The sequence below is a fragment of the Pseudoduganella flava genome (assembly GCF_007830495.1).
Lineage (GTDB): Bacteria > Pseudomonadota > Gammaproteobacteria > Burkholderiales > Burkholderiaceae_D > Rugamonas > Rugamonas flava.
Window position 1 is genome coordinate 94,998 of the sequence record NZ_VLKW01000001.1, and the last position, 22,517, is coordinate 117,514.

Below are 22,517 nucleotides of genomic sequence, written 5' to 3' on the forward strand. Positions count from 1 at the left end.
AGAAGAACATGAGCAAAGAAAGTATCCAGGAAGTTGTCACGAAGAGCCTTGAAGAGTATTTCAACGACCTGGGCGAGCAGCAACCATCGAACATCTACGACATGGTCGTCATGACCGTCGAGAAGCCGATCCTGCAAGTGGTAATGAACCGTGCCGACGGCAACCAGTCGCACGCCGCGCAGATGCTGGGTATCAACCGCAACACGCTGCGCAAGAAACTGCAGGAGCACGGCCTGCTGTAAGGCTTTCTGTCCGGCCCGGTTCGAAGTGGCTGCGACCGGCCGCTTGTGCCGGCGGGCCGCTCGATACAAGAATTTTTCAAACCTGGACCACAGCCATGATCAAACAAGCTCTCATCTCCGTTTCCGACAAGACCGGCGTTCTGGATTTCGCCCGGGCGCTGTCGGCGATGGGCGTCAACATCCTGTCCACGGGCGGTACCGCCAAGCTGCTGCAGGATAACGGCCTGACCGTCACCGAAGTCGCCGATTACACGGGCTTCCCGGAAATGCTGGACGGCCGCGTGAAGACGCTGCACCCGAAAGTGCACGGCGGCATCCTTGCCCGCCGCGATTTCCCGGAGCACATGGCGAAGCTGGACGAACACCAGATCCCGACGATCGACATGGTCGTCGTCAACCTGTACCCGTTCCAGGCAACGGTGGCGAAGGACAACTGCACGCTGGATGACGCGATCGAGAACATCGACATCGGCGGCCCGGCGATGCTGCGCTCGGCGGCGAAGAATCACAAGGACGTCGTCGTGATCTGCGACCCGTCCGACTACGGCCTGATCCTGGCCGAGATGAAGACGACGGACAACTCGCCCGGCTACATCAGCTATGAAACCCGCTTCAACCTGGCCAAGAAGGTGTACGCGCACACGGCCGCCTACGACGGCGCGATCACGAATTACCTGACGAGCCTGGGCCCGGACCGCTCGCACGCGAACCGCGGTGCGTACCCGCAGACGCTGAACGTCGCGTTTGAAAAAGTGCAGGACATGCGCTACGGCGAAAACCCGCACCAGTCGGCTGCGTTCTACCGCGAAACTCGGCTTGTTCCCGGCGCACTGGCGAACTACCGCCAGCTGCAGGGCAAGGAACTGTCGTTCAACAACATCGCCGATGCCGATGCGGCATGGGAATGCGTGAAGAGCTTCGGCGGCATGGACCAGCCGGCCGCATGCGTGATCGTCAAGCACGCGAATCCGTGCGGCGTGGCGCTGGGCGGCTCGGCCGTCGAAGCGTACACCCGCGCACTGCAGACGGACCCGACCTCCGCATTCGGCGGCATCATCGCCTTCAACGTGGAAGTGGACGCCACTGCCGCGACCGAGCTGGCCAAGCTGTTCGTCGAAGTGCTGATCGCCCCATCCTTCAGCGACGAAGCGAAGCGGATCATGTCGGCCAAGCAGAACGTCCGCCTGCTGGAAATCCCGTTGGGCGATGGTGTCAACGCGATGGACTTCAAGCGCGTGGGCGGCGGCCTGCTGGTGCAGTCGGCCGATGCGAAGAACGTGCTGCAGGCGGACCTGCGCGTCGTGACGAAGAAGCAGCCGACGCCGCAGCAGCTGGCCGACGCGATGTTCGCGTGGAAGGTGGCCAAGTACGTCAAGTCGAACGCGATCGTCTTCTGCGGCGGCAATATGACCTTGGGCGTCGGCGCCGGCCAGATGAGCCGCATCGACTCCGCGCGGATCGCCTCGATCAAGGCACAGAACGCCGGCCTGTCGCTGGCTGGCTCGACCGTGGCATCGGACGCGTTCTTCCCGTTCCGTGACGGCCTGGACGTGGTCGTCGACGCCGGCGCAACGTGCGTGATCCACCCAGGCGGCTCGATGCGCGACCAGGAAGTGATCGACGCAGCCGACGAACGCGGCGTCGTGATGCTGTACACCGGCACCCGCCACTTCCGCCACTAAGCCGCCATCGAACAACGGCTCAGCTCGTGTCCCCTGGTGCCAGGCACGAAGGGACACGAGCTCAACGGATATTACGGTCGAGCCCGTGTCTTCTGGTGCCTGGCACCAGGGGACACGGGCTCGACTGTTCTTTGCGCACTATTCGCGATGAGCAACTTGCCCGCGCTTTCTTTACTGCATACAATCACCCGATGATCATTCTCGGCATCGACCCCGGCCTCCGTACGACCGGCTTTGGCGTCATTCACAAGCAGGGTACGAAGCTGCGTTACATCGCCTCCGGAACCATCAAGAGCGGCGATGGGGGGTTGCCGGCGCGCCTGAAAGTCATCCTCGACGGCGTCAGCGAACTGGCGGCCACCTACCAGCCCGATTGCGCCGCGATCGAGCAGGTGTACGTCAACGTCAATCCGCAATCGACCTTGCTGCTCGGCCAAGCCCGTGGTGCGGCCATCTGCGGGCTGGTCAGTGCCGCGTTGTCCGTCGCCGAGTATTCGCCCACGCAGATCAAGCAGGCCGTCACCGGCAGCGGCCGGGCCGTCAAGGAACAGATGCAGCAGATGGTGGCGCGCCTGCTGGCGCTGCCCGGCCTGCCCGGCACGGATGCCGCCGACGCGCTCGGCGTCGCCATCTGCCACGCCAATTCGCACGACACGTTGAACGCCATCGCCGCGACAGGGTTGTCCGGTCTGCACATGAAGCGCGGCCGCCTCGTCGGCTAAACTTCACCTCATCACTTCATTTACGGGCTTGCCATGATCGGACGTCTCTCCGGTGTTCTGCTTGAAAAAAATCCGCCGCAACTGCTGGTCGACGTCGGCGGGGTCGCCTACGAGGTCGACGTGCCGATGAGCACGTTCTACAACCTGCCGCACACGGGCGAGCGCGTCGTGCTGTTCACGCACCTGACCGTGCGCGAGGATGCGCACCTGCTGTACGGCTTCGGCAACGCCGAGGAGCGCGCCGTGTTCCGCCAGCTGATCAAGATCAGCGGCATCGGCGCGCGCACCGCGCTGTCGATCCTGTCCGGCATGTCGATCGCCGACCTGTCGCAGGCCGTCACGCGGCAGGAAGCGGGCCGCCTCGTCAAGGTGCCCGGCATCGGCAAGAAGACGGCCGAGCGCCTGCTGCTGGAGCTGAAGGGCAAGCTGGGCGCGGACCTCGGCAGCGTCGGCGGCGTGGCCGTCGTGCCCGACGCGCAAACGGACATCCTGAACGCGCTGCTCGCATTGGGGTATTCTGACAAGGAGGCGCTGCTGGCGCTGAAGACCGTGCCCGCCGGAGCCTCCGTCTCGGACGGCATCAAGCAGGCACTGAAGGCGCTGTCCAAAGGTTGATGAATGAGCATCCAGACCGATAGTTTTTCCGAAGCACGCATCATCGATGCGGCGCCCGCGTCGCCGAACGAGGAGGCGATCGAGCGCGCGTTGCGCCCGAAGCTGCTGGACGAATACGTCGGCCAGCAGAAGATCCGCGACCAGCTCGAGATCTTCATCTCCGCGGCAAGAAAGCGCAGCGAGGCGCTCGATCACACCTTGCTGTTCGGCCCTCCGGGCCTGGGCAAGACGACGCTCGCCAACATCATCGCCCGCGAGATGGGCGTGAACCTGCGCCAGACGTCCGGCCCCGTGCTGGAGCGCCCCGGCGACCTGGCCGCGCTGCTGACGAACCTGGAAGCGAACGACGTGCTGTTCATCGACGAGATCCACCGCCTGTCGCCCGTCGTCGAGGAGATCCTGTACCCGGCGCTGGAGGACTACCAGATCGACATCATGATCGGCGAAGGCCCGGCCGCGCGTTCCGTGAAGCTGGACCTGCAGCCGTTCACGCTCGTCGGCGCGACCACCCGCGCCGGCATGCTGACCAATCCGCTGCGCGACCGCTTCGGCATCGTCGCCCGCCTCGAGTTCTACACGACCGAGGAGCTGGCGAAGATCGTCACGCGCAGTGCCGCGCTGCTGAAAGCGAACATCGACGACTCGGGCGCGCTGGAAATCGCCCGCCGCGCGCGCGGCACGCCGCGAATCGCCAACCGGCTGCTGCGCCGCGTGCGGGACTACGCGGAAGTGAAGAGCAATGGCGACATCACGAAGGCCGTGGCCGACGCCGCGCTCGTGATGCTGGATGTCGACACCGTCGGCTTCGACGTCATGGACCGCAAGCTGCTCGAAGCGGTGCTGCATAAATTCGGCGGCGGCCCCGTCGGCATCGGCAACCTGGCGGCGGCGATCGGCGAGGCCGCCGACACGATCGAGGACGTGCTGGAACCCTACCTGATCCAGCAGGGCTACCTGCAGCGCACGCCGCGCGGGCGTGTCGCTACCGCGGCGGCCTACGAGCACTTCGGCCTGAAGCCGCCGCGCGGCAACCTCACCGGCGAATTGTGGTGATGCGGATCTGGGTCGACGCGGACGCTTGCCCCGCGGTGATCAAGGACATCCTGTACCGCGTCGCCGAACGGGTGCAGATCGACGTCACGCTGGTCGCGAACCAGCTGCTGCGCGTGCCGCCGTCGAAGTACGTGCGCGCCGTGCAGGTGCCGGCCGGTTTCGACGTGGCGGACCGCGAGATCGTGCGCCTGACGGAACCGGGCGACCTCGTGATCACCGGCGACATCCCGCTGGCCGCGGACGTGCTGGAGAAGGGCGGCCATGCGCTCAATCCGCGCGGCGAGTTCTACACGCCGGACAATATCGCCCAGCAGCTGACGATGCGCGCCTTCCTCGACGAGCTGCGCGGCAGTGGCGTCGACACGGGCGGCCCGGCCGCATTCAACCAGGCGGACCGCCAGCGTTTCGCCAATGCGCTCGACCGCCATCTGCGCCAGGCCGGCCTGGGCTGAATCGGGCAAGTTGCGGTATGCTCCCGGCATGCTGATCAAAACCGCCATCGCCACACTGGCCCTCGCCGCATCCGCCGCGCAGGGCGCCGTTCCCGTCTACGGCTACGTTGTCAAACACACCTATCCGCACGATCCCGGCGCATTCACGCAAGGGCTGTTCTACCAAGACGGCCTGCTGTACGAAAGCACGGGCCTGAACGGCCGCTCGTCGGTGCGCAAGGTGGAACTGGAAACGGGCAAGGTGCTGCTGAACCGCGCGATCCCCGCCGCGTATTTCGGCGAAGGGATCGCCCCCGCCGGCAACCGCATCGTCAGCCTCACGTGGACGAACCAGATCGGCTTCATCTTCGACATGGAAACGCTGCAGCCGCAAGGCATCTTTCCGTACCAGGGCGAAGGCTGGGCGTTGACGAGCGACGGCACGCGCCTCTACATGAGCGACGGCAGCGCCTACCTCCGCGTGCTCGATCCGAACACGATGCGCGTGCTGCGGCGCATTCACGTGACGGCCGATGCGCAGCCCGTCACGCAACTCAACGAGCTTGAATGGGTGGAAGGGGAGATCTACGCGAACGTGTGGCAGACCGACCGCATCGCCCGCATCGATCCGTTTTCCGGCCGCGTGCTGGGCTGGATCGACCTGACAGGGCTGGACAAGCTGGCGGGCATCGAGCGCGGCTCGGACAACGTCCCGAACGGCATCGCCTACGACAGCGCGAAGAAGCGCCTGTTCGTCACCGGCAAGCTGTGGCCGAAGCTGTTCGAGATCGAATTGAAGAAGCGCCCGTAAAGCGGGGTCCCCACGGGCCGCGTGATTCAGCGGGCGACGGCGCCGCGCCGTCCCGCGGCCACGCTGTCGAACGCTTCCTCCAGCAGATAGCGCATCGCGGCCGCGCGCATCGCGGGCCGGTTGCAGTCGACGTCGCGCAGCGCCGCCGTGTCGATCGCGACGAGGGTGCCGACCAGGCCGCCGTCGCCGCCCGACACCACGTCCGTCACGACACACGTACCCAATCCATCCAGGTAGAACACGCCCAGCAGCAGCGGGTCGACGCGCGCCTTCAGCGCAGCGGGCAGCGCGGCCAGCGCCGCATGCAATTCGCCGAGAAAGCGTGCGCCATCGTCGGCGCACTCCGTGACGGCCGTTCGGTGCAGGGCGCGCAGCTCCGGCGGCGCGGCACCGAAGCGGCAGGCCAGCGGCAGCGTGCGCATCGCCTGCCAGAGTGCGGGAGTGGTGGTCGATATCATCGTTGGCTCCGTTGGCCGCGCTGTCGGCGGCTGCGCAGCAGTGTGACCGAGGCCGATGTAAAGCGGTGTAAAGACGGGTAAAGCCGGCGTGGGAATTGTCGCGGGGCGCTTACAAATTTCGCGCAATCTTACTGAACCCCCGCACGGAGTCCGTCGGCATAATGGGGGCAAGCAAAACGCATTGCAGTCGACGCATGAAGAACATCGGCCTGCTTGCCCTGCTGTGTGCTGCGGCGCGGGCGCCGTGACCACAGGTGTACAAGCCCAGGCAACCGAACGAGCCGCTACCGCAGCCGGTCGCACCACTGGCTGCATCCGCGGCCGTGCTATCCGCGGCGGTGCAGGCCGCAGCATCAATGAATGACCGCGGGGCGGCGACAGAATCGCTGGCCTGCGCACACCGGACAGGGGAGTTCTCCTGCAAGCAGTACCACTGGACGCCGGGGCAACGCGCACAAGTCGCGTCCGGGCGAAGGCTGTAATGCCAGTGGAAGGGGGCTGTTCCGCCAGAGCCAAGTGGCAGGAAGTGTTGTAACTTTGGGGGGCTGCGGCCCCCACTTTTTTACTCCATCCGCATCCACGTCTGCGACCGGCCCAGCATCGGCAAGCCGATATAGCCGCGCACCTCGAGCTTCTTGCCGCCGTCGACAAGCTTCATCTTGCTCTTGTAAACCTTGCCGTTCTCGGGATCGAGGATGGTGCCGCCGGCATACTCGTCGCCGTCCTTCCTCATGCTGTTGATGATCGACAGGCCGACGATCGGCTTGCCCTTGTCGCCGCCCTCGCATTTGTCGCAGATGGGATTCTGGTCCTGGTCGGCCGGCCGGTACAGCTTCTCGATGCGGCCTTGCAGCGTGCCGTTCGATTCGCTGATGCGGATCTCGGCCTTCGGCTTGCCGCTCTTGTCGTCGATGTTCTTCCACAGGCCGACGGGCGACGTGGTGTCCGCGAACGCGGCGCCGGCGCAGGCCAGCAAAACGAGGGGAAGCAGTTTGCGCATCGGGGTCTCCTTTATTGTTTGATCGCCGGAGTGTAGCGCAAATGAAAACGCCGGAGCGGGCGTTACCCGGTCCGGCGTCTGTGCTGGCGCGGCGGCGCTTAGGCCGGCGGCAGCTTGGCGAATTGCTCGCGCAGCTTGTCGAGCGTGGCCGAGAACGTCGCCACCCGCTCTTTTTCCTGCGCCACGACGGCAGCCGGGGCACGGGCGACAAAGCTTTCCGACGACAGCTTGCCGGAAGCCTTCGCGATCTCGCCTTCGATGCGGGCGATTTCCTTCGACAGGCGCTCGCGTTCGGCCTTCACGTCGATCTCCACCTTCAGCATCAGCTTCGTCGTGCCCACCACCGATACGGCGGCCGGCGATTCCGGCAGCACGTCGACGATCTGCACTTCGGACAGCTTGCCCAGCATCTGCACATAGGGTGCGAACGCGGCGATCTTGTCTTTGTCCGCGCCGGTCGCTTCGACGATCAGAGGCACGCGCACGGACGGCGCCAGCTTCATCTCGCCGCGCAGGTTACGCGTCGAATCCGTAAAGCCTTTCAGCTCGGCGATCCACGCTTCCGCCGCCTCGTCGATCGCCGCTGCGTTGGCGATCGGATAGGGCTGCGTCATGATCGACTTGCCTTCGGTCTCGCCCTTGCCAGCCAGCGGCGCAACCGTCTGCCACAGCTGTTCGGTGACGAACGGGATGATCGGGTGCGCCAGGCGCAGCACCACTTCCAGCACGCGCAGCAGCGTGTTGCGCGTGGCGCGCTGCTGGCCTTCCGTGCCTTGCTGGACTTGCACCTTCGCCAGTTCCAGGTACCAGTCGCAGTACTCGTCCCACACGAACTTGTAGATCGCGCTGGCGATGTTGTCGAAGCGGTAGTCCGCAAAGCCCTTCGCCACTTCCTGCTCGGTGCGATTGAGGAGCGAGATGATCCACTTGTCGGCCTGCGACAGGTCGGCATCGCTGGCGCTGCAATCCTTGCCTTCCGTGTTCATCAGCACGAAGCGGGTCGCGTTCCACAGCTTGTTGCAGAAGTTGCGGTAGCCTTCGCAGCGGCCCAGGTCGAAGTTGATGTTGCGGCCCAGCGAGGCATAGCTGGCCATCGTGAAGCGCACGGCGTCCGTGCCGTAGGCCGCGATCCCTTCCGGGAATTCCTTGCGGGTCGCTTTCTCGATCTTCGGCGCATCCTGCGGCTTCATGAGGCCAGTTGTGCGCTTAGTGACGAGCGCTTCCAAATCGATGCCATCAATCAGGTCGATCGGATCCAGTGTATTGCCGACCGACTTCGACATCTTGCGTCCCTGAGAATCACGCACCAGGCCATGCACATATACCGTCTCGAAAGGCACGTTGCCGGTGAAGTGCGCCGTCATGATCACCATCCGGGCGACCCAGAAGAAGATGATGTCGAAGCCCGTCACGAGCACGGACGACGGCAGGAACGCTTTCAAGTCGGGCGTTTCTTGAGGCCAGCCCAGCGTGGAGAACGGCACCAGCGCGGACGAGAACCACGTGTCCAGCACGTCGGCGTCGCGGCGCAATGCGCCGGTACTGCCCGCGGCTTTCGCCTTGGCCTGTGCCTCTTCCTCGGTGCGCGCGACAAAGATGTTGCCCGCTTCGTCGTACCACGCCGGGATCTGGTGGCCCCACCACAGCTGGCGCGAGATGCACCAGTCCTGGATGTTGTTCAGCCACTGGTTGTACGTCGTCGTCCAGTTCTCCGGCACGAACTTGATCTCGCCGTTGGCGACCTTTTCCAGCGCCACGTCGGTGATCGACTTGCCCGGATTGAACGTGCCTTCCGGCGCCGGCTTGCTCATCGCGACGAACCACTGGTCTGTCAGCATCGGTTCGATGACGACGCCGGTGCGGTCGCCGCGCGGCACCATCAGCTTGTGCGGCTTGACTTGTTCGAGCAGGCCCTGTGCGTCCAGGTCGGCGACGATCTGCTTGCGCGCCGCGAAGCGATCCAGGCCGCGGTAGGCTTCCGGCGCCGTGTCGACGATCTTCGCGTCAAGGGTGAGGATCGACGGCATGTCCAGCTTGTGGCGCTGGCCCACCGCGTAGTCGTTGAAGTCGTGTGCCGGCGTGATCTTCACGCAGCCGGTGCCGAATGCCTTGTCGACGTACGAGTCGGCGATGATCGGGATTTCGCGGCCGACCAGCGGCAGCTTGAGCATCTTGCCGACGAGCGCCTCATAGCGCTCGTCGGTCGGGTCGACGGCCACTGCCACGTCGCCCAGCATCGTCTCGGGACGCGTGGTCGCCACCGTCAGCGAACCGCTGCCGTCGGCCAGCGGGTACTTGATGTACCACATCGAGCCGTCTTCCTCTTCCGACACCACTTCCAGGTCGGAGACGGCGGTGCCCAGCACCGGGTCCCAGTTCACCAGGCGCTTGCCGCGGTAGATCAGGCCCTGTTCGAACAGGCGCACGAAGACTTCCGCGACGACCTTCGAGCGCGGCTCGTCCATCGTGAAGTATTCGCGGTTCCAGTCCGGCGACGCGCCCAGGCGGCGCATCTGCCCCGTGATCGTGGAACCGGATTTTTCCTTCCACTCCCACACCTTCTCGACGAACTTCTCGCGGCCCAGGTCATGGCGCGAGATTTTTTGCGCATCGAGCTGGCGCTCCACCACGATCTGCGTCGCGATGCCGGCATGGTCCGTACCCGGGATCCATGCAGTGTTATGGCCCAGCATGCGGTGGTAGCGGGTCAGGCCGTCCATGATCGTCTGGTTGAACGCGTGGCCCATGTGCAGCGTGCCCGTCACGTTCGGCGGCGGCAGCTGGATGCTGAAGGAGGGCTTGGAAAGGTCCATCGACGCGGCGTAGTAACCGCGCTTTTCCCATTCGCTGCGCCAGAACTGTTCAATGTCGGCAGGCTCGAAAGACTTGGCTAATTCCATGATTGGGGTGGTGTGAATTTGGCGAAAACGACCATTATAAGGGAGGCTGCTGCGGCCGGCCCTGCCGGCGATGGGGAAAGCTGTTGCCAAGGCATTGCCGGCCCCGGCAATTCTCACCAAATATTGCACAAATGAATTTTTATTTGGACAATGGAAACTTCTGACGCTAAGCTGGAGTTTTCGTCACGACTGATGGGATCATGTTGAAACGACTGGTTATCGCCACTGTGGCCGGGCTGCTGGCCGGCTGCGCAACGGGGCCGCAAACGCTGCCGGTCAGCGCGTCCGATATCGCGGCGCTGCGCGACGTCGAGGTACGCAACATCGTGTGGCAGGACGAGCTTGACTTCGCGCCGGCGAACCGGGTGTTCGCCAACGGCGTCGCGACGGCGCGCGAGAATTACTATCGCTGGATGGACGTGCGGCATGCAATCAGGGCGCTGTTGCCCGTGATCGACGATGTCGACGTGCGCCGTCAGCTTGAGGATGCACTGGGCCGCGGCCTGGGCGAAGCGATGGCGCCGGGGCGAGTACGCGTGACCACGACGGCGCGCGTGCCCGAAAGGGCCGACCGGGAGCGCATGCGTGCGGCGCTGCAGCCGGGGGGCGCCTTCATGGAAGTGAAGACCGAATACGAGCTATCGGTCAACTCGCTGCGCCTGGAAATGCACTCGACCGCCGAGATGTACGTTGCCGGCCGCGGCGATCCCGTTTACGCGAACAAGTTCTACTATCAGTCCGAGCCGGTTGCCGGCAGCACCAGCGCCACGATCCTATGGGCGGGGAACAATGGTGCACCTTACCGGCGCGCGGTGGCCGAAGGGGTGGCCGAGATCGCCCGAATGATTGCTCTCGATGTCGCACAGGCCAACACGGTTCCAGCCGCAGCGAAGAAGATGACGCTTGCCCTGGCCAACGGCAGCACGCGGACTCCCGACGTCACCGGCACCGTGCTGCGGCAGCGGCCAGGCCGCATCGTATTGCGTGCCGATGCGGGCGGCCTGTATTCATTTGCGCGCTGAGGAGAACGTGATGACGACGATTCGACAGGCCGCGCTTGTGTTGCCGCTGTTCGCGGCGCTGAATGCCGCGTCCGCCGTCGAGGTGGCGGAGATGACCTACCGCCCCGATGCGGAGACGACGCCAAAGCCGTTGGTGCAGAACTGTGCCATCAACGTCGCGCTCAGCGACGGCCGCACCAATCGCGACACGATCGGCAGGATCGACATCACCGAGTCGGTGGTGGCGGGCGACATGTTGCCGTGGCTGGGCGCCGTCGTGGACCGCTTGAGCGCGTATGGCTATACGGTGGTGCATGGCGCGCCAGGCGGCGGTGGCGTGAACGTCGAAGTCAGGCTCACCCGTGCCTACACGTTCTACGTCCCGGGACACCTGGGCGGCATGCTGGCGCTGGAGGTAGCGGTGCCTGGCCGAGCCACGCCGGTAAAGATACGCGGGGCCAAGTTGCGGCCGTGGCGCAACTGGGGTGGGGCGGCAAACCACGTGGCCGCGCTGAACGGGGCCGCGGACGGCGTCGTCGACGATCTTGCGAAGGCGCTCAGCCAAGTATGCCCAGGTGTCCCCGCCGCGTGAGTACGGACCGAACCGTGCTTTTTACGGTCGGCTGCATTATTTTCGTCCGCTGCCCGGCCCCTCGCACGCCACCGCCCACGGCAGCAGCTCATTGCGCGAGCGCTTGACCGTGACACGCGCCGCACCCGCGATGTCGTTCTCGAACACCAGCACCGGCAGGCCGTCCTTGCCCCGATCGAGCCCAGTCAGGCGATAGCCCCGCGAGCGGCTCGGCGAGCAGCTCGTGTTCCCGGCCATCAGCAGGCGCGCGTTGGCGAGGATCGTCGGGTGCTGCTGGAGCAGCAGCAGCGTGTCCATCTCGGGCAGCGGCTGGAGCAGGCGCACCGGCGTATCGGGCTGGGCGCCGCATTGCTGCTGGGGGTGGAACCACACGAGCGTCTGCGCGGGCGTGCGTTCGCTCCAGCGCCGCTCCTTCGGCGCACGGGGATCGTAGTCGAACACGGCGCGCGGCTGGCGGCACAGCGGCAGCACGAGGCGCTGCGCAGGACCGTCCACCGTGGCGCTGACGGTGCGCTTGCCCTTGCCGGTGCTGGTTACGCTGAACTGCGGGCGCAGCAGGCCGGTGGCCGTGTGGGTCGCGTTGTACCAGTCGAAGAACGACGCCTGCTCCGCCGGCGTCGCCGTACGGGGTTCTTCCGCTGCTTGCGCCACGACGGGCAGCGCCGCGAGCGTGGCGGCCATCCATTTCCGCATCATCGTCCTTTCACGTGAGGACCACGATTATAGGCATTAGTGCTTGCCTTCGTGGCACCGTTCGTGCGTATAATGGCGCCGCTGTCTTTCATGAAAGTGAAGGCGGCAAACGCTAGGGGTCCTGCGTGCGGCGAAAGCTTTGCGCGGGTGAGAAATACCCTCCGAACCTGATCTGGATAATGCCAGCGAAGGGAAGCACAAGGATTCTGCCGCACCGTACCCGGGGCGTGCCCATCCCGACCTCCTTTGCTGGCTCCTGCACGCAAAGGAGCCATATGAACGCACCACAGAAATTCCTCGCCAGCACGGCCGAGGTCGACAGCGCCGCGATCGCGCCGCTGCCCAACTCCCGCAAGATCTACGTGACCGGCAGTCGGTCCGACATCCGCGTGCCGATGCGTGAAATCACGCAGGCCGATACGTCCGCGTCGTTCGGCCACGAGCCCAATCCTCCTGTCACCGTGTACGACACGTCCGGTCCCTATACCGATCCGACGACGACCATCGACATCCGCGCCGGCCTCGCGCCGCTGCGCGCCGGCTGGATCGCCGAGCGGGACGACACGGAGGAGCTGCCCGGCCCGACGTCCGATTACGGCAAGGCGCGGCTCGCCGATGCGTCGCTGGATGCGCTGCGCTTCAACCTGCACCGCAACCCGCGCTGCGCGAAGGCGGGCGGTTGCGTGACGCAGATGCATTACGCGCGGCGCGGCATCGTCACGCCCGAGATGGAGTTCGTCGCGATCCGCGAGAACCTGCGCCGGCGCGAATATGTCGCGGCGCTGCAGGCGGCCGGCCCGACGGGGGCGAAGATGGCGGAGGTGCTGGGCCGGCAGCATCGGGGCGCATCGTTCGGCGCTTCCATTCCGGAGGAGATCACGCCGGAATTCGTGCGCGACGAGATCGCCCGCGGCCGCGCGATCATCCCGGCCAACATCAACCACCCGGAACTGGAGCCGATGATCATCGGCCGCAACTTCCTCGTGAAGGTCAATGCGAACATCGGCAACTCGGCCGTCACGTCGTCGATCGGCGAGGAAGTCGAGAAGATGACGTGGGCGATCCGCTGGGGCGGCGACACGGTGATGGATCTGTCGACGGGCAAGCATATCCACGAGACGCGCGAATGGATCGTGCGGAACAGCCCCGTGCCGATCGGCACCGTGCCGATCTACCAGGCGCTGGAGAAGGTGAACGGCAAGGCCGAAGACCTGACGTGGGAGATCTTCCGCGACACGCTGATCGAACAGGCGGAGCAGGGCGTCGACTACTTCACGATCCACGCCGGCGTGCTGCTGCGCTACGTGCCGCTGACGGCGAACCGGCTGACGGGCATCGTCTCGCGCGGCGGCTCGATCATGGCCAAGTGGTGCCTGGCGCATCACCAGGAGAACTTCCTGTACACGCACTTCGAAGACATCTGCCAGATCATGAAGGCCTACGACGTGTCGTTCAGCCTGGGCGACGGCCTGCGGCCCGGATCGATCTACGACGCCAACGATGACGCCCAGCTGGGCGAACTGAAGACGCTCGGCGAGCTGACGCAGATCGCCTGGAAGCACGACGTGCAGGTGATGATCGAAGGGCCCGGCCACGTGCCGATGCAGCTCATCAAGGAGAACATGGACCTGCAGCTGGAGCAGTGCAGCGAGGCGCCGTTCTACACGTTGGGGCCCCTGACGACGGACATCGCGCCGGGCTACGACCACATCACGTCCGGCATCGGCGCCGCGCAGATCGGCTGGTACGGCACCGCGATGCTGTGCTACGTGACGCCGAAGGAGCACCTGGGCCTGCCGGACAAGGACGACGTCAAGGAAGGCATCATCACGTACAAGATCGCGGCCCACGCCGCCGACCTGGCCAAGGGCCACCCGGGCGCGCAGATCCGCGACAACGCGCTGTCGAAGGCCCGCTTCGAATTCCGCTGGGAAGACCAGTTCAACCTGGGCCTCGACCCGGACCGCGCCCGCGCCTTCCACGACGAGACGCTGCCGAAGGAATCGTCGAAGGTCGCCCACTTCTGCTCGATGTGCGGCCCGCACTTCTGCTCGATGAAGATCACGCAGGAAGTACGCGAATACGCCGCCTCCGGCATGCAGGAAAAGGCCGTCGAATTCGTCAAACAGGGCAGCCAGCTGTACAGCAAAGCGTAGCGCCCCAACAACAGGGGACTGTCCCTCGATTGTGGAAATATTTCCAAAAACGAGGGACAGTCCCCAGCGGGCTGGACCGCAACCGCAGCGGCGGCTTTCATGGGGAAAGCCCGGCTGGTCGTTGCGCATTCACGACGTTTTGTGGCGCAGCAGCCACGAGGGACTGTCCCCGAATTTGGGAAATATTTCCTGAAACGAGGGACAGTCCCCCGATTTTGGAAACATTGGGGACAGGAATGGACATCGTACTGAATGGCGAGCCGCGCCAGGTGCCGCAGGGGCAGACGCTGCGCGAGCTCGTGGCAGCGTTGGAGCTGGAGGGGCAGGCGCTGGCGCTGGCGGTCAATCGCAGCGTCGTGCCGCGCCAGCGTTGGGGCGACGTGGCGCTCAGTGCGCAGGACCGCGTCGACATCGTCCGCGCCATCGGCGGCGGCTAAAGGAGAACAACAGATGAATCACATGAACGAAGACCTGCTGACCATCGCAGGCAAGCAATACGCATCGCGGCTGCTGGTCGGCAGCGGCAAGTACAAGGACCTCGAACAGACCCGCGCGGCGACGCTGGCCGCCGGTGCGCAGATCATCACGGTGGCGATCCGCCGCGTCAACATCGGCCAGGACCCGCACGCGCCGAACCTGTTGGACGTGGTGCCGCCGTCAGAATTCACGATCCTGCCGAACACCGCGGGCTGCTACACGGCGCAGGATGCCGTCTACACGCTGCAGCTGGCGCGCGAGCTGCTGAACGGCCACAAGCTCGTCAAGCTCGAGGTGCTCGGTGACGAGAAGACGCTGTTCCCGAATATGCCCGAGACGCTCGTCGCCGCGAAGGAGCTCGTGAAGGACGGCTTCGACGTGATGGTCTACTGCAGCGACGATCCGATCCAGGCGCGCATGCTGGAGGACATCGGCTGCGTCGCCGTGATGCCGCTCGCGTCGTTGATCGGTTCCGGCATGGGCATCCTGAACCCGTGGAACCTGTCGCTGATCATCGAGCAGGCCAATGTGCCGGTGCTGGTCGATGCCGGTGTCGGCACCGCGTCCGACGCGGCCATCGCGATGGAGCTCGGTTGCGACGGCGTGTTGATGAACACCGCGATCGCCGCGGCGCGCGATCCGGTGCGGATGGCGCGGGCGATGCGCCTGGCTGTCGAGGCGGGCCGCGATGCTTATCTGGCGGGCCGTATGCCGCGCCGCTTTGCCGCGTCGCCGTCCTCGCCGATGGCCGGCCGGGTCGCATGACGACAAGGGCCTGCGTGCTGGTGTTTGCCGGCGTCGACCCGTCCGGCGGTGCCGGCATCGCGGCCGACATCGGCGCGATCGCCGCGCTGGATGCGCACGCGCTGCCGGTGATCACGGCACTGACGGTGCAGGACAACAACCGCGTGCACGAGGTGCTGCCGGTCGAGCCGGACGTCGTGTCCCGGCAGGCGCTCGCCGTCGCCGCCACCTGCCGCATCGGCGCGGTGAAGATCGGCATCCCCGGCAGCGCCGCGAATGCACAGGCGATCGCGCACGTGATCGCCCACCTGCGGGCTCAGGATCCCGCGCTGCCCGTCGTGCTGGACCCCGTGCTGGCAAGCGGCCATGGCGACAGCCTTGCGCGCGGCGACGCGATCGCCGCGCTGGCGCCTCTGCTGGCGCTGGCCACCGTCGTCACGCCGAACGGCCCCGAGGCGGCCGCGCTGGCGCAGGTGCACCCGCACATCACAGCACCGGCGGATGCGGACGCGGAGCTGGCGCATGCCCACGTGCTGCGGGCGCTCGGCTGCGCGCACGTGCTGGTCACGGGCGGCCACGGCAAGGGCGACGAAGTGGTCAACCGCTGGCTCGGGCCGGACCGCCGCCAGCAGTGGCAGTGGCCACGCCTGCCGGGCGAGTTCCATGGCAGCGGCTGCACGCTGGCGGCGGCGCTGGCCGCGCTGCTGGCGCAGCAGTGCCCCATCGCTCAAGCGCTGGCCCGCGCGCAGGCCTACACCCATCGCACGCTGGAGGGCGCGTATGCGATCGCGCCCGGCCAGCGCATACCGCTGCGCCAGCGCAGCAAAGGAGACTGATCATGCAAGGACTTTATCTCGTCACGCCGGACTGGGACGACACTGCGGCGCTGCTGGCCTACACCGACGCGGCACTCGACGCGGGGGCGCGCCTGCTGCAATACCGGCACAAGACGGCCGGCGACGCGCAGCGGCGCGAACAGGCCGAGGCGCTGCTGGCGCTGTGCCGGCGCCACGGCGTGCCCTTCATCGTCAATGATCACGTGCAGCTGGCCTGCGACATCGGCGCGGACGGCGTGCACGTCGGCGGCACCGACGCATCGGTGGCCGAGGCGCGCGCGCAGGTCGGACCGGGCCGCATCGTCGGCGCATCGTGCTACGGCCAGCTGGAGCTGGCGATCGACGCCGCACGTGCGGGCGCGAGCTACGTGGCGTTCGGCGGTTTTTATCCGTCCCGCGTAAAACGCTACGAAGTGACGACGCAGCCGGCGATCCTGGCGGAGGCGCGCGCGCAAGTGGCGCTGCCGCGTATCGTCATCGGCGGCATGACGCCGGCGAACGCCGCGCCGCTGGTGGCGCAAGGGGCGGACATGGTGGCCGCGATCAGCAGCGTCTACGGCGCCGCGGACCCCGCCGGCGCGGCCGCGGCGGCGCGTGAATTCGTCCGCCTGTTCGGCCACGGCTGAGTGCCATCGCGGGGGCTGTGGTACCCAACCATCGCTGCTGTTGTGTAACCGTGAATCGCCCTTGCCGGCCTGTTAAAGGTCCGTATAATCGTTTCACGACCAACGAGCCGATACCTGTCATGAGTCCACAAGCCGCCGCGAAACGCCTGATCCTGATCGTCGACGACGACCAGTTGCTGGCCGAATTCCTCAGCGTGATCCTGCGTAGCGCCGGCTACGACACGGTGCAGGCGCATTCGGCCGACCAGGCGTTGCGGCTGGTCGCCGAGCGCGAACCGGACATGGCGCTGCTCGACATCCACATGCCCGGCATGTCGGGCCTGGAGCTGGCCAAGCAGCTGAACCGCGAGACGTCGGTGCCGTTCATGTTCCTGTCCGGCCGCGGCGACGCGGACGCGGGCAAGCAGGCCGCCGCGCACGGTGCCGTCGGCTTCCTCGTCAAGCCGGTCGACGAGAAGCAGCTGATGCCGGCGTTCGAAGCGGGGCTGGCGCGCGCGGACGAGATCCGCCAGCTGCGCCGCACGGAACTGAACCTGAACGCGGCGCTGCAGGCGGGCCGTGAGACGAGCCTGGCCGTGGGCCTGTTGATGTGCAAATTCCAGACGGACCGCAACACGGCCTTTGAAGTGCTGCGCGACCACGCCCGTTCCAGCCGCCGCAAGGTCAACGAGGTGGCCGACCAGTTGCTTGCTGCCGAAGAAATATTGAACGGCCTGCATGCGGCTTTTAATGCACGGTTGAGGAAATAAGTGTTTCTCATCCGCATGCAATTCGGGTTACACTAGCCCAAACAGGGCAGGCGCTTCGCGCCGCCCGCGCACGTAACGGCTGCCCCACCACCGCGGCCGTGTCTTTTCTTCATCGGCCCAGCTCCGCCGACCAGCACCCTGGAAGCCAACCGACCCCGCATCGCGGCGCATGGTTCCAGGTTCTACACTGATTCGGATCGCGGAGATGACGATGAACATGACCGATGCCCTCGAGGCCTGCAAACCCCTGGCGCCCGCACCCCATGTGCTGCACGTGGATGCGGACGATACCGCCGCGTTGATCCTCGCCACGCTGCTGGTGCCGGAAGTGCGCGTGAGCCGCGCCGCGACGATGGCCGACGCGTCCTCCCACCTGCATGCTGCCCGCTTCGACCTGATCATCCTGGATGCCGACCTGCCGGACGGCGACGGCCAGGCGTTGATCGATGCATTTCGTGCGGCCGGCTGCCACACGCCTGTGCTGCTGTACTCGGCACGCCAGCCCAGCCTGCACCACCAGGCTCATGCCTACCTGCCGAAGCCGTGGACGTCGCCGCGCCAATTGTGGCAGTCTGTCTGCCGCCTGCTCGAGCTCGACCTGGCGGGCAAGCGCCAGTAGCGGCGCGCCACGCGCCGCGGGGGCGTTTGCTATGATGGCGGTTTTACCATCACAGGAAGCAGACGATGAAAACCAAGGCAGCAGTGGCATGGAAGGCGGGGGCACCGCTGACGATCGAAGAAGTCGAGTTGGGCGGTCCGAAGGAAGGTGAAGTCCTCGTCGAGATCAAGGCCACCGGCATCTGCCACACCGATTACTACACGCTGTCGGGCGCCGATCCGGAAGGCATCTTCCCGGCGATTCTCGGCCACGAAGGTGCCGGCGTCGTCGTCGACGTGGGCCCGGGCGTGAAGAGCCTGAAGAAGGACGATCACGTCATCCCGCTGTACACGCCGGAATGCCGGCAGTGCAAATTCTGCCTCTCGCAAAAGACCAATCTGTGCCAGGCGATCCGCTCGACGCAGGGCCGCGGCCTGATGCCGGACGCGACTTCCCGCTTCTCGCTGGACGGCAAGCCGATCTTCCACTACATGGGCACGTCCACGTTCTCGAACTACATCGTGGTGCCGGAAATCGCGCTGGCGAAGATCCGCGAAGACGCGCCGTTCGACAAGGTATGCTACATCGGCTGCGGCGTCACGACGGGCGTTGGCGCCGTGCTGTTCACGGCGAAGGTGGAAGCGGGCGCGAACGTCGTCGTGTTCGGCCTGGGCGGCATCGGCCTGAACGTGATCCAGGCGGCGAAGATGGTCGGCGCGGACAAGATCATCGGCGTCGACATCAACCCGGGCCGCGAAGCGATGGCGCGCAAGTTCGGCATGACGCACTTCATCAACCCGAACGACGTCGAGAACGTCGTCGACGCGATCATCCAGCTGACGGATGGCGGCGCCGACTACAGCTTCGAGTGCGTCGGCAACACGACCTTGATGCGCCAGGCGCTCGAGTGCTGCCACAAGGGCTGGGGCAAGTCGATCATCATCGGCGTGGCCGCGGCGGGGCAGGAAATCAGCACGCGACCGTTCCAGCTCGTCACCGGCCGCGAGTGGAAGGGCTCCGCATTCGGCGGCGCCCGCGGCCGCACCGACGTGCCGAAGATCGTCGACTGGTACATGGACGGCAAGCTGAACATCGACGACCTGATCACCCACAAGCTGTCGCTCGAGCAGATCAACGAAGGCTTCGACCTGATGAAGAAGGGCGAGTCGATTCGTTCCGTTGTGATGTATTGACACCCGGTCGTTCAATCGCACCGCCCCGCCGTCACTAAAGCTGAGCTCGTCTCCGCCGGACAGCAATGACACCGGCTCAGTCCGTGTCCCTGGTGCCAGGCACCAGAGACACGGCCTCGACAGTTGATACCGCTCAGCTCGTGTCCCTTCGTGCCAGGCACCAGGGGACAGCCTCAACAGCTAGTACTGCTCAGCCCGTGTCTCTGGTGCTAGGTACCGGTGACACGGCCTCGACAATAGACTCCTGCTCAGTTCGTGTCCCTTCGTGCCAGTCACCAGGGGACACAGCCTCAACAGCTAGTACTGCTCAGCTCGTGTCTCTGGTGCCAGGCACCGGTGACACGGGCTCGACAATAGACTCCTGCTCAGTTCGTGTCCCTTCGTGCCAGGCACCAGGGGACACAGCCTCAACAGCTAGTACCGCTCAGCTCGTGTCTCTGGTGCCTGGCACCAGAGACACGGCCTCGACAATAGAACCAGGCTTCGGCCAGTCTTTGTCTGCGAGCGCTCCCCGTCGTCGCGGATGTGCTGTTCACTCCCCCAATTCAGCGCTCCGTCGCAATTTCCGACTACCGCTCCGCGCCTTGTCTATAGTTCAATGACTTCACCACATCCCAATGTAGACAAAAAGTTCTAGACAAGGATTTCTAGATAATTTATTCTACATTCCACTTGACCAGGAGCCGCGCCATGACGAACCAAACGCATGAGTTTGCAATGCCGCCTGCCGGAGCATCGGCATGAGCGCGCTCTTCGAGATGCTGGTGCCGGCCATCGGCTGGTCGCTGTTGCATTTCGTCTGGCAGGGCTTGCTGATTGGCTGGGCAGCCGCGCTGGCGCTGCACCTGTTGCGCAATGCGCGGCCGCAGGCACGCTATGCCGTTGCGTGCGCGGCGTTGCTGCTGTGCGCGGCGCTGCCGGTGGCGAGCATCGTGTGGCGTGTGTACGAGGCCGTGCAGGCTGGCTATTCGATGCCGGTGCCGGTCGACCCGTTGCTCGATGCCGTCCGCGCCGGCGCGATTCCCGGCGCAAACGTGAGCGTCGTCGATGCGGACCAGCTGACGTCGTTCGAGTACCTGCTGCGCGGCCAGTTGCCGTGGCTTGTGCTGCTGTGGGCCCTTGGTGCCGCGCTGATGACGTTGCGCCTGTCGCTGGGCCTGCAGTGGGTTCGGCGGCGCACGCAGCTCGGCCACTACACCCCGAACGCCCCATGGCAGCGACGCCTCGATGCGTTGGCGCTGCGGTTCGGCATCACGCGGCCGATCCGCCTCGGCGTGTCCGGCGAAGACCTCGAAGGGCCGATGACGGCCGGCTGCTGGCGGCCCATCGTGCTGCTGCCTGCGGCGCTCGTGACGGGCATGCCTCCGCATCTGCTCGAGGCGCTGCTGGCCCATGAGCTCGCACATATCCGGCGCCACGATTACCTCGTGAACCTGGTGCAGAGCGCGATCGAGATTTTGCTGTTCTATCACCCGAGCGTGTGGATGCTGAGCAAGCGCATCCGCATTGAACGGGAACAGATCGCAGACGACCTGGCCGCAAGTGTGCTGGGCGAACCGCGGCGCCTTGCCCTTGCATTGTCCGAGCTGGACAAGTTCCAGTTCTCAACCTCACATTTCGCCCCCGCGGCACACGGAGGAGACCTCATGTCCCGTATCAAACGCCTGGTACGCCCAGACTCCCAACCCCTCAGCTGGAAGATCGCCGCGCCCCTGCTGGGCCTGTGCACGGCTTGCGTGATGCTGTATGCGCATGCCCGCCCCGACGGGGCGGACACGCCCGCCGCGCCGACGCAGCCGCGTGCCGCTGCCACGCAACAGGCCGCCGCCGAGGCGGCTGCCGCACACGAGGATGCCGGCCGGGCCGCGTTCGAGGCCGCCAAGGCTGCCGTCGAAGCGGGCAGCGATGCGGCCGCGGCAGCGAAGGCCGCTGCCGAGGCTGCCCGCCACGCCAAGCATGCCGGGCAGCCTATGCCCCGTCCGCCGCAGCCACCCGCGCCGCCGGCCCCACCGAAGCCGCCAGCACCACCCGCGCCGCTGGCGATCGCTCCCGCCGCCGCACTGCCTGCGCCGCCGGCTGCACCGGCAGCGCCCGAAATGGCCCTGCCGGCGCCGCCTGCTCCGCCCGCACCGCCGGCGCTCGACCTGGACGGGCACACGTTCCAAGTCCCTGCGGCTGGCGCGTCGTACGCGATCGTCGTCGCGGGCAAGGACCGCATGAAGGTGTCGGCGCTGGACACGCGCGATGCAAAGGACGTGCAACGCCTGAAGGACACGGTGAAGGGCGACTTCATCTGGTTCCGTCGCGACGGCAAGGCCTACGTCGTCAACGACCCGGCGCTGCTGGCGCAGGTACGCGGCGCCTGGGCTCCAACCGAGAAGCTCGGGGCCGAGATGGAGCGGCAGGGCCAGGCCATGAACGAACAGGGCAGCAAGATGCAGGTCATCGGCGAGCAGATCGGCAAGACGATGGCCGCCGCCTTCAACGACGACAGCATGCGCGGCACGGAGCGCCAAATCAATGCGCTGGGCATGACGCTGGACGTGCTGGCGCGGCGCATGGAGCGGCTGGCCGAGCGTATGGAGAGCGCGCCGACAGAGGCGCAGCGTGCCTCCATCTCGCGCCAGATGCAAGCAGTGCAGATGCAGATCGAACCGGTGCAGAAGCAGATGGCGAACTTGACGGAAAAGTTCACGCAGGCGCACCGGAAGGCCGACGTCGACCACGAGCCGGCCCGCGCCCTGCAGGCCAGGATCGAAGAGCTGTCCAAGCCGATGCACGAAATGGGGATGAAGATGGGCAAACTGGCAGCCGAGCAATCGCGCCTGAGCCGCGATGCGGACCGGACGACCCGTGCGCTGATCGACGAGGCGCTGCGCAAGGGCCAGGCGAAGGAAGTCGCTGCCCGGCAGGGCTGAGCGGCGCCGCAGGCAAAAAA

22 protein-coding genes and 1 riboswitch are annotated in these 22,517 nt (G+C 65.9%); of the genes, 18 read left to right on the forward strand and 4 right to left on the reverse strand.

Annotated elements, in window-relative coordinates:
* The first annotated feature begins 8 nt into the window (after positions 1-8).
* The 7 genes from IP92_RS00460 to IP92_RS00490 all read left to right on the forward strand — a co-directional run bounded on the left by IP92_RS00460 (position 9) and on the right by IP92_RS00490 (position 5,556).
* A complete protein-coding gene (locus IP92_RS00460) occupies positions 9-242 on the forward strand; it encodes a helix-turn-helix domain-containing protein (RefSeq protein WP_145872567.1) in 234 nt (77 codons plus the stop codon).
* 95 nt (positions 243-337) lie between these two features.
* On the forward strand, positions 338-1,924 hold the full coding sequence (gene purH / locus IP92_RS00465) for a bifunctional phosphoribosylaminoimidazolecarboxamide formyltransferase/IMP cyclohydrolase (RefSeq protein WP_145872568.1): 1,587 nt from the start codon (positions 338-340) through the stop codon (positions 1,922-1,924).
* 191 nt (positions 1,925-2,115) lie between these two features.
* Positions 2,116-2,646: a crossover junction endodeoxyribonuclease RuvC gene (gene ruvC / locus IP92_RS00470; protein ID WP_145872569.1), complete on the forward strand. Its 531-nt coding sequence runs from the start codon at positions 2,116-2,118 to the stop codon at positions 2,644-2,646.
* 33 nt (positions 2,647-2,679) lie between these two features.
* The gene (gene ruvA / locus IP92_RS00475) at positions 2,680-3,261 is read left to right on the forward strand and encodes a Holliday junction branch migration protein RuvA (RefSeq protein WP_145872570.1); all 582 of its coding nucleotides are present in this window, start codon (positions 2,680-2,682) and stop codon (positions 3,259-3,261) included.
* Positions 3,262-3,264: 3 nt separating this feature from the next.
* Positions 3,265-4,314, forward strand: coding sequence for a Holliday junction branch migration DNA helicase RuvB (ruvB, locus tag IP92_RS00480; RefSeq protein WP_145872571.1), 1,050 nt, complete (start codon positions 3,265-3,267; stop codon positions 4,312-4,314).
* On the forward strand, positions 4,314-4,766 hold the full coding sequence (locus IP92_RS00485; RefSeq protein WP_145872572.1) for a YaiI/YqxD family protein: 453 nt from the start codon (positions 4,314-4,316) through the stop codon (positions 4,764-4,766). The genes ruvB and IP92_RS00485 overlap by 1 nt, the downstream gene beginning before the upstream one ends.
* Before the next feature lie 28 nt (positions 4,767-4,794).
* Positions 4,795-5,556 (forward strand): glutaminyl-peptide cyclotransferase, encoded by a 762-nt coding sequence (locus tag IP92_RS00490; protein ID WP_145872573.1) that lies wholly within the window; start codon positions 4,795-4,797, stop codon positions 5,554-5,556.
* Between the two features lie 26 nt (positions 5,557-5,582).
* Here the strand turns inward: IP92_RS00490 and IP92_RS00495 are convergent, their stop codons facing one another.
* The 3 genes from IP92_RS00495 to IP92_RS00505 form a co-directional block, all read right to left on the reverse strand.
* Positions 5,583-6,014, reverse strand: coding sequence for a hypothetical protein (locus tag IP92_RS00495; RefSeq protein WP_145872574.1), 432 nt, complete (start codon positions 6,012-6,014; stop codon positions 5,583-5,585).
* Between the two features lie 562 nt (positions 6,015-6,576).
* Positions 6,577-7,014, reverse strand: a complete 438-nt coding sequence (locus IP92_RS00500; protein ID WP_145872575.1) for a DUF2147 domain-containing protein — start codon at positions 7,012-7,014, stop codon at positions 6,577-6,579.
* A gap of 98 nt (positions 7,015-7,112) precedes the next feature.
* Complete coding sequence (locus tag IP92_RS00505; protein ID WP_145872576.1) at positions 7,113-9,914, reverse strand: valine--tRNA ligase; 2,802 nt, start codon at positions 9,912-9,914, stop codon at positions 7,113-7,115.
* Between the two features lie 200 nt (positions 9,915-10,114).
* On the opposite strand from IP92_RS00505, the gene IP92_RS00510 reads away from it, so the two are divergent.
* Positions 10,115-10,936, forward strand: a complete 822-nt coding sequence (locus IP92_RS00510; protein WP_145872577.1) for a hypothetical protein — start codon at positions 10,115-10,117, stop codon at positions 10,934-10,936.
* 10 nt (positions 10,937-10,946) lie between these two features.
* A complete protein-coding gene (locus IP92_RS00515) occupies positions 10,947-11,507 on the forward strand; it encodes a hypothetical protein (RefSeq protein WP_145872578.1) in 561 nt (186 codons plus the stop codon).
* A gap of 36 nt (positions 11,508-11,543) precedes the next feature.
* Here IP92_RS00515 and IP92_RS00520 read toward each other — a convergent pair whose 3' ends face one another.
* Complete coding sequence (locus tag IP92_RS00520) at positions 11,544-12,203, reverse strand: hypothetical protein (RefSeq protein ID WP_145872579.1); 660 nt, start codon at positions 12,201-12,203, stop codon at positions 11,544-11,546.
* 101 nt (positions 12,204-12,304) lie between these two features.
* Positions 12,305-12,411: riboswitch (TPP riboswitch) on the forward strand.
* Between the two features lie 64 nt (positions 12,412-12,475).
* On the opposite strand from IP92_RS00520, the gene thiC reads away from it, so the two are divergent.
* The 9 genes from thiC (at position 12,476) to IP92_RS00565 (ending at position 22,497) form a co-directional block, all read left to right on the forward strand.
* A complete protein-coding gene (thiC, locus tag IP92_RS00525; protein WP_145872580.1) occupies positions 12,476-14,356 on the forward strand; it encodes a phosphomethylpyrimidine synthase ThiC in 1,881 nt (626 codons plus the stop codon).
* A gap of 236 nt (positions 14,357-14,592) precedes the next feature.
* On the forward strand, positions 14,593-14,793 hold the full coding sequence (gene thiS, locus IP92_RS00530) for a sulfur carrier protein ThiS (RefSeq protein WP_145872581.1): 201 nt from the start codon (positions 14,593-14,595) through the stop codon (positions 14,791-14,793).
* A gap of 13 nt (positions 14,794-14,806) precedes the next feature.
* Complete coding sequence (locus IP92_RS00535; protein WP_145872582.1) at positions 14,807-15,598, forward strand: thiazole synthase; 792 nt, start codon at positions 14,807-14,809, stop codon at positions 15,596-15,598.
* The gene (gene thiD / locus IP92_RS00540; RefSeq protein WP_145872583.1) at positions 15,595-16,413 is read left to right on the forward strand and encodes a bifunctional hydroxymethylpyrimidine kinase/phosphomethylpyrimidine kinase; all 819 of its coding nucleotides are present in this window, start codon (positions 15,595-15,597) and stop codon (positions 16,411-16,413) included. The genes IP92_RS00535 and thiD overlap by 4 nt, the downstream gene beginning before the upstream one ends.
* 2 nt (positions 16,414-16,415) lie before the next feature.
* Entirely contained in the window at positions 16,416-17,039 is a 624-nt protein-coding gene (gene thiE / locus IP92_RS00545) for a thiamine phosphate synthase (protein ID WP_145872584.1), read from the forward strand.
* Between the two features lie 119 nt (positions 17,040-17,158).
* The gene (locus tag IP92_RS00550; RefSeq protein ID WP_145872585.1) at positions 17,159-17,788 is read left to right on the forward strand and encodes an ANTAR domain-containing response regulator; all 630 of its coding nucleotides are present in this window, start codon (positions 17,159-17,161) and stop codon (positions 17,786-17,788) included.
* A gap of 211 nt (positions 17,789-17,999) precedes the next feature.
* Positions 18,000-18,407 (forward strand): response regulator, encoded by a 408-nt coding sequence (locus tag IP92_RS00555; RefSeq protein WP_158206794.1) that lies wholly within the window; start codon positions 18,000-18,002, stop codon positions 18,405-18,407.
* 65 nt (positions 18,408-18,472) lie between these two features.
* Positions 18,473-19,579: an S-(hydroxymethyl)glutathione dehydrogenase/class III alcohol dehydrogenase gene (locus IP92_RS00560; RefSeq protein ID WP_145872587.1), complete on the forward strand. Its 1,107-nt coding sequence runs from the start codon at positions 18,473-18,475 to the stop codon at positions 19,577-19,579.
* Positions 19,580-20,319: 740 nt separating this feature from the next.
* Complete coding sequence (locus IP92_RS00565) at positions 20,320-22,497, forward strand: M56 family metallopeptidase (protein WP_145872588.1); 2,178 nt, start codon at positions 20,320-20,322, stop codon at positions 22,495-22,497.
* Positions 22,498-22,517: the final 20 nt, after the last annotated feature.